Source organism: Stenotrophomonas pavanii (assembly GCF_900101175.1).
In the GTDB taxonomy this organism is placed as follows: domain Bacteria; phylum Pseudomonadota; class Gammaproteobacteria; order Xanthomonadales; family Xanthomonadaceae; genus Stenotrophomonas; species Stenotrophomonas pavanii.
The window spans coordinates 48,364-61,250 of the sequence record NZ_FNFQ01000013.1; the positions used below are offsets into that span (position 1 = coordinate 48,364).

Sequence of the window (12,887 nt, forward strand, 5' to 3'; positions counted from 1 at the left end):
GAGGACACCGACATGTTCAAGAGCAAACTCAAGAAGTGGCTGGGCAACGGCGTGACGGTGCTGCTGCTGGCGGTCGGCCCGGTGCTGTGGATCAGCCTGCCGTGGATCGGCGTGCTGGCCGTGGCCGTGCTCGTGGCGCTGTGGCTGCTGCTGACCCGCGGTGGACGGCTGGCGCTGGCCGCCACCCGCATCGGCGTGGCCAGCCTGCCGCAGCGCTGGGGCGCGTCCTCGGTGATCGTGGTCGGCATCGCCGGCGTGGTCGGCGTGCTGGTGGCGATGCTGGCGATGGGCGAAGGCTTCCAGGCCACGCTCAACAACACCGGCGATGACACCACCGCCATCGTGCTGCGCGGGGGCTCGCAGGCCGAGACCAACTCGGTGATCACCCGCGAGCAGGTACCGATGCTGTCCACCCTGCCCGGCATCAGCCGCGATGCGCAGGGCCGGCCGTTGCTGTCGCCGGAGCTGTCGCAGGTGGTCAATCTGGTGTCGAAGTCCGATGGCACCGACGTCAACGCGCAGTTCCGCGGCGTCGGCCCGCAGGCGTGGGCGGTGCATGACAAGGTCAAGATCGTTGAGGGCCGCAAGTTCGCCACTGGCCTGCGCGAGATCGTGGTCGGCCAGGGCGCCAAGGGCCAGTTCCGCGACATGGAGGTCGGCAGGACGCTGACCCTGGGCAACCAGACCTGGACCGTGGTCGGCACATTCGCCACCGGCGATGCGCATGATTCGGAACTGTGGACCGACGCCGATACGCTGGCCACCACCTACCAGCGCAGCGCCTGGCAGTCGATCAGCGTGCGCACCGAGGGCAAGGCTGGCTTCGAGCAGTTCAAGGCCGCCGTCGCCGCCGACCCGCGCCTGAAACTGGACGTGGAAACCACCCGCGTCTACTACAGCAAGCAGGGCGGCGGGCTGACCAAGCTGATCGACATCCTCGGCAAGGTGATCGGCACGATCATGGCGGTGGGTGCGGTGTTCGGCGCGCTCAACACCATGTATGCGGCCGTGGCCACGCGCGCCCGCGAAATCGCCACCATGCGTGCGATCGGCTTCCGCGGCCTGCCGGTGGTGACGGCGGTGATGCTGGAAACGATGCTGCTGGCGCTGCTCGGTGGCCTGCTCGGCTGCGCGGTGGCGTGGCTGCTGTTCAACGGCTACAGCGTGTCCACCATCGGCAGCAACTTCAGCGCGGTGGTGTTCAAGTTCCACGTGTCGCCGGAACTGCTGTGGACCGGCCTTAAATGGGCACTGGGCATCGGCCTGGTCGGCGGCCTGTTCCCGGCACTGCGCGCGGCGCGCCTGCCGATCACCACGGCGCTGCGCGAAACCTGAGCGCCGGCTTCGCAGCGGCACACCCACAAGGACGGAGCGAAGGCTCCGTCCTTTCTTCTGTCATGCGTCTGTGGATTGTTGGACGCGATTCATCTTGGCGGCACGCTGCCGGACCATCGCCAATGGAAACCCTCTAGAATCGCGCGCCCATCATCTGTATCCGCGTTCCCACCACGGCCATCTCTCTCCTGGCCATGGCTGGAAGCAGAACGGCGCCTTTCGGGGCGCCGTTCTTTTTGCGCGAAGGCGGGGTCAGAGCCCTCCACGTTGCGGAGGGATCCGACCCCGTAGCTGCGCCTGCGCTACCGCTTGGCGCGCATCGTGCGGATGTTGTCGCCGACGAACAGGATCAGGCCGGCCCAGATCGCGGCAAAGCCGATCGCCTTGGCGGTATCGAACGCTTCGTGAAAGAAGAACACGCCCAGCAGCAGCTGCAGGCTCGGTGCGATGTACTGGAGGATGCCGACCAGTGACAGCGGAATGCGCTTCACACCGTAGGCAAAGCCGATCAATGGAACAGCAGTCACTACGCCACCGAAGATCAGCAGCAGGTCGTTGCGCCAGCCCCAGCCATGGAAGAACGCGCCGCCATGGCCGTTCTCGGCCCAGATCGCAAAGGCCAGCGCCGGCAGGAACAGGTACATGCTCTCCACGCCCAGCCCCGCCACCGGGTCGACCGAGACCAGCTTGCGCAGCAGCCCATACAGGCCGAACGAACAGGCCAGGCCCAACGCGATCCACGGCGGCGTGCCGGCGTCGATGGTCAGCCACGCCACGCCCACCGCCGCCATCGCCACCGCCACCCACTGCAGGCGGCGCAGCCGCTCCTTCAGTACCAGCACGCCCAGCAGCACGTTCACCAGCGGGTTGATGAAATAGCCCAGGCTGGTCTCGATCACATGGCCGGCGTTGACCGCCCAGATGTACAGGCCCCAGTTGAACGCGATGGTCAGGCTCGAGACCAGCAGGATCGGCAGCGCGCGCGGCTGCGCGGCGATCTTCCGCCACCAGCCCAGGCGTGCGCTGAGCAGCAGCCAGCCCAGCACCAGCACGGTGCTCCAGATGATGCGGTGGGCGATGATCTGGAACGACGGCACCTCATTGAGCAGGTGCCAGTACACCGGCACCAGGCCCCAGATGACGAAGGTGGAGGCCGTGACCAGCAGGCCCCGGCGCTGTTCTTTCTCGTCCATGCTCATTTCTTGCGCGTCCTTGCCATCGTCAATACCACCACACCCAGGAGAATCACCGCCATCGCCAGCAGGTCGCGCCAGCCGAAGCGTTCACCGTTGAGCAGTGCGCCCAGCAGCACCGCGATCACCGGATTGACATACGCGTAGCTGCCCGCGAGCGCCGGGCGCACGTTCTGCAGCAGCCACACGTAGGCGGTGAACGCGACGATGGAGCCGAACACGCACAGGTAGGCCATCGCCAGCAGGCCACCGGTATCGGGCAGCGTGGTCGGGCGCTCGCCGACCGCCAGCCCGATCAGCACCAGCAGCACGCCACCGCAGATCATCTGCCCGGCCGCCGTCATGAACGGGCCCGGCAGGTCCAGCCCGCGTGCCCACACCGAACCGAAGGCCCAGCCGATCGGCGCGATCAGCAGCAGCACCAGCCCGGTCGGCGAAGCGGTCAGGCTGCTGCCTGCATTGAGCCAGACCACACCGAGGAAGCCGATGGCGATGCCCAGCCATTCACCGCGGCTGGCGTGCTGGCCGCGCAACGCCGAGAACAGTGCCATCCACAGCGGCACCGAGGCCACCGCGGTGGCGGCCAGGCCCGAGGACACCTCACGCTCGGCCAGCACCACCATGCCGTTGCCCAGCACCAGCATGGTCACGCCCATGATGACCAGGTTGCGCCACTGCCGCAGTGTCGGGTTGGGCAGCTTCCAGAACAGGCGCAGCGCCAGGAACATCAGGCCGCCCGCGACGATGAAGCGGCTGCCGGACACCATCGTCAGCGGCAGCGCGCCGCCATGCAGGGCCTTGGCGATGCCCAGGTAGGTCGAGCCCCACACCACATAGACCAGCAGCAGCGCCAGCGCGACAAGGCCACCCCGGGGGGCAGCCGCAGACGAAGAGGGGGGAGCCGACATGACACACCAGGGAGCCGGGGGAAGGCGGATTCTAGGACGTTTTGAGTATGGTCCGGCACCCCGTACGGTGGCACGCTGTCATCCATCCATGCACCCTGCGCTGGTCTGCTACCCCGTGTTGACGGCCGATGCAGTACCAAGAAGGCTGCCCGGTCGCGCCGTCCCGATGACCGTGCGCCGTTTTCCCTGCGCACGGACGCGCCGCATCGAGGATTTCCACCCAGATGAGCACCACGTCCCAACCCGCCGTCCCCGCCAACGACCGCGCCGCCCTGCGCCGGTCGATCTCCAACACACTCAAAGGCTCCGCCGGCAACCTGGTGGAGTGGTACGACGTCTACGTGTACTCGGTGTTCGCCGTGTACTTCGAATCGCAGTTCTTCTCGCCGGACGACAAGAACTCCACGATGTACGTGTGGGCGATCTTCGCAGCGACCTTCCTGATGCGCCCGATCGGCGCCTGGTTCTTCGGCCGCTTCGCCGACCGCCACGGCCGCCGCCTGGCGCTGACCGTCTCGGTCACGCTGATGGCGCTGTGTTCGTTCCTGATCGCCGTCACCCCCACCGCCGCCAGCATCGGCATCTGGGCGGCCGTGATCCTGCTGTTCGCGCGCCTGCTGCAGGGCTTCGCCACCGGCGGCGAGTACGGCGCCAGCGCCACCTACATGTCCGAGGCTGCCATTCCCGGCCGACGCGGCTTCCTGTCCTCCTTCCACTACGTCACCCTGGTCGGCGGCCATGTGCTGGCCCAGCTGACCCTGCTGCTGATGCTGACCTTCTGGGGCAAGCCGGAGATCTCCGAGTGGGGCTGGCGCATCGCCTTCGGCATCGGCGGCATCGCCGCGGTGGTGGTGTTCTGGCTGCGCCGGGGCATGGACGAGTCGCTGTCGGAGTCGTCGATCGAAGCTGCGCGCGAGGGCAAGGCGCAGAAGTCCGGCTCCATGTACGAGCTGTTCGTGCACCAGTGGCGGCCGTTGCTGCTGTGCTTCCTGATCACCGCCGGCGGCACCGTGGCCTTCTACACCTACTCGGTGAACGGCCCGAAGATGATCCAGAGCGCCTTCGCCGGCAACGATCCGATGACCGGCACCCTGATCAACCTGGGCGTGCTGGCGTTCCTGATGGTGCTGCAGCCGGTCGGTGGCTGGCTGTCGGACATCATCGGCCGCAAGACCCTGCTGGTGTTCTTCGGCGTCGGCGGCGTGCTGTACAGCTGGTACCTGATCACCCAGCTGCCGCACCAGCATAATGCCACCCTGGCCTTCCTGACCCTGGCGCTGGCCTTCGTCATCCTCACCGGCTACACCTCGATCAACGCGGTGGTGAAGGCCGAACTGTTCCCCACCCACGTGCGTGCACTGGGCGTGGGCCTGGGCTATGCGCTGGCCAACTCGCTGTTCGGCGGCACCGCCCCGCTGCTGTACCAGGGCGCGCTGAAGACCGGCCACGTCGACTGGTTCGCCATCTACGTGACTGCCACGATCGCGGTATCGTTGGTGGTCTATGTGTTCTTCCTCACCAACAAGGGCCCGAACTGGCTCGACGGCACCCGCAAGTAAGCGCGCTGCCGTGATCGCGGCCACCGGTGCACTGCCGGTGGCCGCGGCTTCTCCCGCCGCCCCGTTGATGTGGATCGCGGCGACGCTGGCCGAAGCCACGGCACTGGCCTGGCTGCTGCGCCGCCCCAGCGCACAGGCCGCATGGCCACGCATCGGTTTCGGGATTGCCCTGCTGGTGTTCTGCGTCGCGCTGGCGCTGCAGCTGGCAGTGGACCTGGGCAGCGGCCACAGCTCGCTGCAGTTGCGCCTGCATCGCGGCGTCAACGGCGGATCGCTGGTCGGCCTGCGTACGATGGTGGCGTGCTATCTGGCAGCGCTCGCCGTCAGTGGCTGGGCCGCCTGGAAGCTGCTGCGCCGGCGCTGACGAACACCCGATGGTGCCGGCCGCTGGCCGACACCTCCACATTCCTTTGGTAGTGCCGGCCGCTGGCCGGCAACGCCACCTTCTTTCGGTAGTACCGGCCGCTGGCCGGCAACCTCATGAACCTCCGGGAAGAGCAGCGAGTTGCCGGCCAGCGGCCGGCACTACCTCAGCGGCGGGCCGCTTCGCTCTTGTCACGCGCGCTGCGGAACTCCGATTCCTTTTCCCACGTGGGCCAGCGGCGGCTGTTGGCCAGCTCCGCACCCAGGTCGTAGACCAGCAGGGTGTCGGCGGCGTGGCCGCTCGGGTCCCAGCTCGGCGTCCAGGCATCGCAGGCCTGGTGGTAGCAGTCGGCGAAGTACTTCTCGCGCAGCGCGCGGCCGGCTTCAACCCCACCGTCCAGCTTGTCCAGGCCCGGGCCGATGGTGATCGCCGGCACGCCCAGGCGGGCGAAGGCGAAGTGGTCGGCGCGGTAGAAGAAGCCGGCTTCCAGGTTCGGGTCCGGGCTGTAGCTGCGGCCGCGGGCCTTGGCCACGCGTTCCAGGTCGCCTTCCAGCGACACCCGGCCCTTGCCCCACGACGCGATGTCGCGGGTCGGGCCATCCGGGCTGAACATCTCGATGTTCAGCACCGCGGCGGTTTTGTCCAGCGGCGCCAGCGGGTGCGCAGCATAGTAGCTGGCCCCCAGCAGGCCCTTCTCTTCAGCGGTCAGCGCCACGAAGTACAGCGTGCGCTGCGGCTGCGGGCCGGCAGCGAACACCCGACCCAGCTCCAGCACCGTGGCCACGCCGGTGGCGTTGTCGATCGCACCGCGGCGGATGCGGTCCCCCTTGGCGTCGGGCTGGCCGATGCCGAAGGCATCCCAGTGCGCGGAAAAGATCACCGCCTCGTCGCCATGCTCGCCACCGGGCAGCTTGGCCACCACGTTGCGGGTGACCACCTGCTCGCGCTTCAGCGCGAAATCCACGCTGAGCTTGGCGTTGTCCAGTGCCACCGGGCGGAAGTCGGCGCGCATCGCCTTGCGCTTCTCCGCATCGAAGTCGAGGCCGGCGTCGGCGAAGATCGCCTCGGCCAGCTCGCGCTGCATCCAGCCACGCAGCGGCGTGTGCTGCGCCATCGCTTCGGCCTGGCCGCGCTCGATGTCGAACAGCGGCGAGGTGCCCGAGCTCTTCACCGTGGCCCAGCCATACGCGGCCGGCGCGGTCTCGTGCACGATCAGCACGCCTTCGGCACCACGGCGTGCGGCTTCCTCGAACTTGTAGGTCCAGCGGCCGTAGTAGGTCACCGCCTTGCCGTCGAACGCGCCCGGCGCATCGGCCTCGAAATCAGCATCGTTGATCAGCACCACGGCGATCTTGCCGTGCAGGTCCACGTCCTTGTAGTCGTTCCAGTGGCGTTCCGGCGCATCGATGCCGTAACCGACGAACACCAGCGGTGCCTCCTTGATCTGCACGCGCTTGCGCGGCTGCAGGCTCTGCAGGGTCACGTCCACGCCGTTGGTCAGCGCGCGGCGGCCCTGCTTCAGCGCCAGGCTGGCCTTGGCCGGGCCGTCCAGCTGCGCGCGCACCAACGGCACCGGCTGCACCCAGCTGCCATCCACGCCGCCCGGCTGCAGCCCGTAGCTGCGGAACTGCTCGATCAGGTACTGCACCGTGCGCTCTTCGCCCTCGGTGGCCGGCGCGCGGCCCTCGAATTCATCCGACGCCAGCACCTGCACATGGCGAGACAGCGCCTGCGGATCGATGCCGCCACCTGGCAGGTCATTGGCCGCATGGGCCAGGCCACCGACAAACAGGCAGGACGACAGCAGCAACACGCGCATCGGATTCACGGCAATACCACGGCTAGCTTGGAAGTCACCAGAGTGTAACGTGGACGTGACATCACGGCGCAGCGTTGGTCCCCCTCATCCACGCATGGCGGGGCTTTACGGGCGGATGCGGTCCAGCCAGCAGGCCAGGCCCTGCGCGTTGAGTTCGATGTCCATCGCCAGCACCGCAGTCACCGCCGCATCGTCCAGCGCACAGCCATGCAGCTGTGCACGTTCCAGGTACAGTGCCTGCAACGCCGCCAGCAGGCAGCGGTGGCGGTCAGGCCGGCCGTCGCACTGGCGGCCGATGGCCGCCATCGCATCGATCTGTTCAAACAGGTCGTCGGCCAGTTTCTCCACCTGTCCCACGCGCCCATAGTGGGTCAGGTACATCGCCTGCGGCGCGTAGCCCAACATGCGCCGGATCGAGACCTTCATCGCCTCCGGGTCGAACTGCACCGGCGAGGAGGTGGGGAAGATGAAAGCGCCCTGCGCGCTGTCCAGCTCGCGGTAGGAGATGCCGAACGTATCGCCGGTGAACCAGCTGCGGCTGCGCGCATCCCACACGCAATAGTGGTGCAGCGCATGGCCCGGCGTGTGCAGCAGCACCAGCTCGCGACCGGCCAGGTCGATGCGGTGGCCATCTTCAGCCACCACGACGCGCTGCGCGGGAATCGGTTCGATGCGGCCATAGCTGCGCGCGATTTCCTCGGCGCCGTACACCGCCGTGGCACCGGCAATCAGCCGGGTCGGGTCGATCATGTGCGGTGCACCGCGCGGGTGCAGCACCGCTTTCGCGTTCGGCAGCTGCTGCATCAGCAGGCCCGCACCGCCGGCGTGGTCCAGGTGCACGTGCGTGAGCAGCAGCCAGTCCACCGCATCCACGCCCAGGCCGGCGTCGGCCAGCGCCTGCAGCATGGCCGGCACTGACAGCCCGGTGCCGCAGTCAACGAACGCGGCGCGGCCGTTTTCAACGATCAGGTAGGCCGCGTCGAAGTCGGGGCGCTGGAAGCCGGTATCGATGGTGTGGATGCTGGGGTCGGCGGTCATCGGCACGCACCTGGCAGGATCGGGAACAGACACCCATGGTAGGCGCGCGGGCGGCCCGGGTTCGATGCGGCTTTGGTCGGGTAGTGCCGGCCGCTGGCCGGCAACCTCGGGGCAGCCCGTTGAATGCCGTTGCCGGCCAGCGGCCGGCACTACCGGTGCAGCCAGCGTGGCCACAGCAGCAGGGCCAGCACCAGCACCGCCAGGAATGCGCCGTAGGCGTACAGCACCGCCAGCACCTGCGGCCAGATCGGGCCGGCACCGGGTTGCACCACGCCGATACGGTAGCCCCACAGCATCGACACGATGCTCAGCGCGAAAGCCAGTACCAAGGTAGTACCGTCGAACAGGCGCCGCCGCACGCTGCGCGGCTGGCGCGGGAACAGCCAGTACAGGCCGCCCAGCAGCAGGAACCAAGGCAGGAACAGCAGCAGCGACAACCAGGCCATCGCAGACTCCATGTCATCGCGCCGGCGGCGCGCGGACATCATGCCATGACCTTCGTTGGCGGGTCGTGCCGGCCGCTGGCCGGCGTTCCCTATGCAAATACCGTGGTAGTGCCGGCCGCTGGCCGGCGTTTCCCATGCAAATGCCGGCCAGCGGCCGGCACGACCTTTAGTCTTCGCGCAGCAAGGCCAGCGCGGCCAGCACCGCGTCCACCTCGGCGTCCAGCTTGAACAGCTCGCTCTGCAGCTGGTCGCCCTGCTCGGCCTGCTTGATCACGGCAATCAGCTGGCCGGCATCACGCGGCGAATCGAAGCCTTCGCTCTGGATCAGCAGCGTGCCGTCACCGGCGGTCAGCTTGAAGTAGAACCGGCCGTCCTTCTCACGGTACTGCTTGAACTGCGGCGGCGCCACGCGGGCCACGCCGGCATCTTCGCTGGCGATGTCGCCTGCCGTGGACAGGTCGCGCAGGCCCACGGCGTGGCGCAGTTCTTCCAGCAGCGGCGCCGCCAGCTGCTCGCGCAGCTGCTGGCCACGGCGCTTGAGCAGCGCTTCGATCTTCTCCGGCTCGGCCATAAGCGCGTTGTAGCGCTCGCGCAGCGGCGACAGTTCGCTGTCGATGCGCTCGAACAGCTGCTGCTTGGCGTCGCCCCAGCTGATGCCGGCGGCGAACGCCTTGGCGAACGCTGCGGTCTGTTCCGGCGTGGCGAACGCCTGGTACATCTGGAACAGCGCCGAGCCTTCGGTGTCCTTCGGCTCACCCGGCGCGCGCGAGTCGGTCAGGATCGAGAACACCAGCTTCTTCAGCTCCTCGCGCGGCACGAACAGCGGAATAGTGTTGTGGTAGCTCTTGCTCATCTTGCGGCCATCCAGGCCGGCCAGCGTCGCCACCTGCTCGTCGATCACCACGTCCGGCAGCGGGAAGTACTCCTTGCCATACACGTGGTTGAAGCGCTGGGCGAAATCGCGCGCCATCTCGATGTGCTGGATCTGGTCACGGCCCACCGGTACCTGGTTGGCCTTGAAGATCAGGATGTCGGCGGCCATCAGCACCGGGTACATGAACAAGCCGGCGCTGACGCCTGCGTCCTCGTCCAGGCCTTCCTCGCGGTTCTTGTCCACCGCTGCCTTGTAGGCATGCGCGCGGTTGAGGATGCCCTTGCTGGCGATGGCGGTCAGGAACCACATCAGCTCGGTGGTCTCGCGGATGTCGCTCTGGCGGTAGAACCACACGTGTTCCGGGTCCAGGCCACAGGCCAGCCAGCTGGCTGCGATCTCCAGGGTCGCGCGCTGGGTGCGCTGCGGGTCCTGCGACTTGATCAGGCTGTGCAGGTCGGCCAGGAAGAAGAAGCTCTCGATCCCCGGCGCGCGGCTGGCCGCGATGGCCGGACGGATGGCGCCAACGTAGTTGCCCAGGTGGGGCGTGCCGGAGGGGGTGATGCCGGTAAGGACTCGGGTCGTCATGACTGCGTGGGGAAACCTTCGATGAACGGGGCCAGTTTACCGTGCCGGCGGCCAACCCCGTCAGGGCCGGCGGCGCGTTCATTCACCCAACCCCGCTGGAGACGCCCGATGAAACGCCTGCTGCCCCTGCTGCTGATCCTGCCCCTGGCCGGCTTCCGCCCGGCACCGCCGCCGCCGGCCTACGAGGGCGGCCCGGTGCGCATGACCCTGGTCGACCGCGACCGCGGCACCGAACTGCGCAGCTACCCCGCCGACGGCCAGCGCTGGGTAGCCGGCGAGCGCGGCCACCGCTACGCCGTGCGGCTGTACAACGACAGCCCGCGCCGGGTGCTGGTGGTGCTGTCGGTGGACGGCATCAACGCCATCTCCGGCGAGGATGCCGATCCCTCGCAGACCGGCTACGTGCTCAATCCCGGCCAGCGCGCCGACATCACCGGCTGGCGCAAGAGCCAGGACGAAGTTGCGCAGTTCGTGTTCAGCAGCCCCAGCGGCAGCTATGCCAGCCGCACCGGCCGCCCGGACAACATCGGCGTGGTCGGCGTGGCGGTGTTCGAAGAGGCCCGTCGCTGGCGCCCCGAGCCCATCCTGCGCCGTGGCCTGCCATTGCCGGCGCCGGCCGCTCAGGCCGAAGCGGCCGCCGATGCCAGTGCCAGCCGCATCGACGGCCATGCCAGCAGATCGCAGGCCCCGGCGCTGGGTACCGGCCACGGTGCGCGCGAACAGTCCTCGGTGCGCGACACCGACTTCGAGCGCGCCAGCCGCAGCCCGGCCCAGGTGCTGCAGCTGCGCTACGACAGCGCCCGCAACCTGCGTGCGCGCGGCATCCTGGTGGACTCGCCCTCGCGCCTGCCGCGCGAACCGCAGGCCTTCCCCAACCGCTATGTCCCGGACCCGCCGGCGCGCTGATCGCCCGGCCCAGACAGCACAACGCCCGCAACCTGATGGTGCGGGCGTCGTGCTGTGGGGGTAAGCGGTCAGCGCTTACTTGTAGTCCGGATAGTCCTTGCTCACTGCGTCCTGGAACTCACGGACTTCCTTCTCAGCGCGGTCCTTGGCCCAGCCATAACGTTCCTGCAGGCGGCCGGCCAGATACTCGGCATTGCCTTCGGCCACGTCGAAGTCGTCGTTGGTCAGATCGCCCCACTTGGCCTGCGCCTTGCCCTTCAGCTGCGACCACTTGCCGGAAATGATGTCTTTGTTCATTGCTGGGAGTCCTTGGTTGCAACGGCGTTCTTACCGTGGTTGCAGCTTCCCGCAGCGGCTGTTGAGCAGCGGTCAACCCGCAATGAAATGCATGCTCACCTGCTTGAATGGTTCACTCCGCTTCGACACCCATGCAGTGGACGTCGCGCAGAAAAAAGGCCGGGGAGATCCCCGGCCTTTTCGTTTTCCAACCCGCGCCGGGCTCACTTGCCCTTGGCGGCGTCCTCAACCTTTTCACCGGCCTTCTGCACGTCCTTGCCGGCACCGGCAACGGTATTGCAACCGGCCAGCAGGGCCACCGAGAACATCGACAACAGCATCAGGGCAACTACGCGCTTCATGGGCTTCTCCTTGGGTTCGCCGCTACACCGCTTCATTCGCGGATGGGGTTCTGTCGCTCGGCGGGAGGGCGCACTGCCACCACCGCCGCGTGACGTGCAATCTGGCGGCAGCGGCGTGGAGCGGGTGTGAACGGATCAGCGATCCGTTCAGGCCAGGCCCTCAGTCGCGCATCAGGGTGGACTTGCCGAACAGGCTTTCGACCAGGTCCACGGCCAGTTCGGCGGTGGCATTCTGCTTGTCCAGCAAGGGGTTGAGCTCGACGATGTCCAGCGATCCCATCCGCCCGGTGTCGGCGATCATCTCCATCACCAGCTGCGCCTCGCGGTAGTTCACCCCGCCCGGCACCGTGGTGCCCACGCCCGGTGCGATGCTGGGGTCGAGGAAGTCGACGTCGAAGCTGACATGCAGGTGGGTGTTCTCATCGATGCCGGCCAGCGCCGCTTCCACCGCGCGCTTCATGCCGTTTTCGTCGATGTAGCGCATGTCGTACACATCGACCTTGTGGGTCTTGATCAGGCGCTTTTCCTCCGGGTCCACCGAGCGGATGCCGATCTGGTGCATCTGCGCCGGGGTGATCGCCGGGGCGCTGCCGCCCAGGTGGGTCAGCGCCTCCGGGCCGAGCCCGCACAGGCAGGCCACCGGCATGCCGTGGATGTTGCCCGACGGGGTGACATCGCTGGTATTGAAGTCCGAATGCGCATCCAGCCACAGCACGCGCAGATTCTTCCCCTGCTCGCGGCACCACCGCGCGACGGCGGTGATCGAACCGATGCCCAGGCAGTGGTCGCCGCCGAGCATGATGGGCATGCGGCCGGCCTGCAGTTCGGCGTAGCTGGCTTCCATCAATGCGTGGTTCCAGGCCACCACCTCATCAAGGTGGCGGTAGCCTTGCACCGGCGCAGTCCACGGGTTGCGCGGGCCATCCAGGTTGCCCACGTCACGAACGTCCACACCGCGCGCTTCCAGTGCCTCCGGCAGGCCCGCCACGCGCAGCGCCTCCGGCCCCAGCCGTGCACCGCGATGGCCCGCACCGACATCGGTGGGAACGCCAATCAGGGATACGGAAATGGGATGGGCCATGGGTGCCTCCTGCGGTGCGGAAAAAGAAGCACAGTCTAGCCAGAGCTGTGTGACACCACTCGCGGCGGTGCAGCAGGGCATGGGCCAGATCGCCGCAGCCTGGCAGCCGTATCCGGTCAGGCATTCCAGCGCTGGGTCGTC

At 67.8% G+C, this 12,887-nt stretch carries 13 protein-coding genes; 4 read left to right on the forward strand and 9 right to left on the reverse strand.

Annotation, left to right across the window (positions count from 1 at the left end; translation table 11 throughout):
• The first annotated feature begins 12 nt into the window (after positions 1-12).
• Entirely contained in the window at positions 13-1,335 is a 1,323-nt protein-coding gene (locus tag BLS66_RS18440) for an ABC transporter permease (protein WP_074726497.1), read from the forward strand.
• 302 nt (positions 1,336-1,637) lie between these two features.
• Here BLS66_RS18440 and rarD read toward each other — a convergent pair whose 3' ends face one another.
• Positions 1,638-2,534: an EamA family transporter RarD gene (rarD, locus tag BLS66_RS18445; protein WP_053461935.1), complete on the reverse strand. Its 897-nt coding sequence runs from the start codon at positions 2,532-2,534 to the stop codon at positions 1,638-1,640.
• Positions 2,531-3,436 carry a drug/metabolite exporter YedA gene (gene yedA, locus BLS66_RS18450; protein ID WP_049468675.1) on the reverse strand — a complete coding sequence of 302 codons (906 nt, stop codon included), beginning with the start codon at positions 3,434-3,436 and terminating at the stop codon, positions 2,531-2,533. The genes rarD and yedA overlap by 4 nt, the downstream gene beginning before the upstream one ends.
• 224 nt (positions 3,437-3,660) lie before the next feature.
• Here yedA and BLS66_RS18455 point away from each other — a divergent pair, with 224 nt between their 5' ends.
• Positions 3,661-4,995, forward strand: a complete 1,335-nt coding sequence (locus tag BLS66_RS18455) for an MFS transporter (protein WP_049468673.1) — start codon at positions 3,661-3,663, stop codon at positions 4,993-4,995.
• Between the two features lie 67 nt (positions 4,996-5,062).
• Positions 5,063-5,359 (forward strand): hypothetical protein, encoded by a 297-nt coding sequence (locus tag BLS66_RS18460; RefSeq protein ID WP_074726526.1) that lies wholly within the window; start codon positions 5,063-5,065, stop codon positions 5,357-5,359.
• 166 nt (positions 5,360-5,525) lie between these two features.
• Here the strand turns inward: BLS66_RS18460 and BLS66_RS18465 are convergent, their stop codons facing one another.
• The 4 genes from BLS66_RS18465 to BLS66_RS18480 form a co-directional block, all read right to left on the reverse strand.
• Positions 5,526-7,178, reverse strand: coding sequence for a M28 family metallopeptidase (locus tag BLS66_RS18465; RefSeq protein WP_053461932.1), 1,653 nt, complete (start codon positions 7,176-7,178; stop codon positions 5,526-5,528).
• A gap of 105 nt (positions 7,179-7,283) precedes the next feature.
• Positions 7,284-8,216: an MBL fold metallo-hydrolase gene (locus tag BLS66_RS18470; RefSeq protein ID WP_074726498.1), complete on the reverse strand. Its 933-nt coding sequence runs from the start codon at positions 8,214-8,216 to the stop codon at positions 7,284-7,286.
• A 149-nt stretch (positions 8,217-8,365) separates the two neighbouring features.
• Entirely contained in the window at positions 8,366-8,662 is a 297-nt protein-coding gene (locus BLS66_RS18475) for a hypothetical protein (RefSeq protein ID WP_074726499.1), read from the reverse strand.
• Positions 8,663-8,828: 166 nt separating this feature from the next.
• Positions 8,829-10,121 carry a tryptophan--tRNA ligase gene (locus tag BLS66_RS18480; RefSeq protein ID WP_074726500.1) on the reverse strand — a complete coding sequence of 431 codons (1,293 nt, stop codon included), beginning with the start codon at positions 10,119-10,121 and terminating at the stop codon, positions 8,829-8,831.
• A gap of 108 nt (positions 10,122-10,229) precedes the next feature.
• Here BLS66_RS18480 and BLS66_RS18485 point away from each other — a divergent pair, with 108 nt between their 5' ends.
• A complete protein-coding gene (locus BLS66_RS18485) occupies positions 10,230-11,027 on the forward strand; it encodes a hypothetical protein (RefSeq protein ID WP_074726501.1) in 798 nt (265 codons plus the stop codon).
• A 75-nt stretch (positions 11,028-11,102) separates the two neighbouring features.
• Here BLS66_RS18485 and BLS66_RS18490 read toward each other — a convergent pair whose 3' ends face one another.
• The 3 genes from BLS66_RS18490 to rocF form a co-directional block, all read right to left on the reverse strand.
• Positions 11,103-11,324 (reverse strand): CsbD family protein, encoded by a 222-nt coding sequence (locus BLS66_RS18490; protein ID WP_004153772.1) that lies wholly within the window; start codon positions 11,322-11,324, stop codon positions 11,103-11,105.
• Positions 11,325-11,527: 203 nt separating this feature from the next.
• A complete protein-coding gene (locus tag BLS66_RS18495; protein ID WP_014035659.1) occupies positions 11,528-11,665 on the reverse strand; it encodes an entericidin A/B family lipoprotein in 138 nt (45 codons plus the stop codon).
• A gap of 160 nt (positions 11,666-11,825) precedes the next feature.
• Positions 11,826-12,746, reverse strand: a complete 921-nt coding sequence (gene rocF, locus BLS66_RS18500) for an arginase (protein ID WP_053461927.1) — start codon at positions 12,744-12,746, stop codon at positions 11,826-11,828.
• Positions 12,747-12,887: the final 141 nt, after the last annotated feature.

What these genes read in the sequence shown, in the direction of transcription:
- BLS66_RS18440 (WP_074726497.1), top strand. Translation starts at nt 13, where the DNA reads ATGTTCAAGAGCAAACTCAAGAAGTGGCTGGGCAACGGCGTGACGGTG.
- rarD (WP_053461935.1), bottom strand. Translation starts at nt 2,534, where the DNA reads ATGAGCATGGACGAGAAAGAACAGCGCCGGGGCCTGCTGGTCACGGCC.
- yedA (WP_049468675.1), bottom strand. Translation starts at nt 3,436, where the DNA reads ATGTCGGCTCCCCCCTCTTCGTCTGCGGCTGCCCCCCGGGGTGGCCTT.
- BLS66_RS18455 (WP_049468673.1), top strand. Translation starts at nt 3,661, where the DNA reads ATGAGCACCACGTCCCAACCCGCCGTCCCCGCCAACGACCGCGCCGCC.
- BLS66_RS18460 (WP_074726526.1), top strand. Translation starts at nt 5,063, where the DNA reads ATGTGGATCGCGGCGACGCTGGCCGAAGCCACGGCACTGGCCTGGCTG.
- BLS66_RS18465 (WP_053461932.1), bottom strand. Translation starts at nt 7,178, where the DNA reads ATGCGCGTGTTGCTGCTGTCGTCCTGCCTGTTTGTCGGTGGCCTGGCC.
- BLS66_RS18470 (WP_074726498.1), bottom strand. Translation starts at nt 8,216, where the DNA reads ATGACCGCCGACCCCAGCATCCACACCATCGATACCGGCTTCCAGCGC.
- BLS66_RS18475 (WP_074726499.1), bottom strand. Translation starts at nt 8,662, where the DNA reads ATGGCCTGGTTGTCGCTGCTGCTGTTCCTGCCTTGGTTCCTGCTGCTG.
- BLS66_RS18480 (WP_074726500.1), bottom strand. Translation starts at nt 10,121, where the DNA reads ATGACGACCCGAGTCCTTACCGGCATCACCCCCTCCGGCACGCCCCAC.
- BLS66_RS18485 (WP_074726501.1), top strand. Translation starts at nt 10,230, where the DNA reads ATGAAACGCCTGCTGCCCCTGCTGCTGATCCTGCCCCTGGCCGGCTTC.
- BLS66_RS18490 (WP_004153772.1), bottom strand. Translation starts at nt 11,324, where the DNA reads ATGAACAAAGACATCATTTCCGGCAAGTGGTCGCAGCTGAAGGGCAAG.
- BLS66_RS18495 (WP_014035659.1), bottom strand. Translation starts at nt 11,665, where the DNA reads ATGAAGCGCGTAGTTGCCCTGATGCTGTTGTCGATGTTCTCGGTGGCC.
- rocF (WP_053461927.1), bottom strand. Translation starts at nt 12,746, where the DNA reads ATGGCCCATCCCATTTCCGTATCCCTGATTGGCGTTCCCACCGATGTC.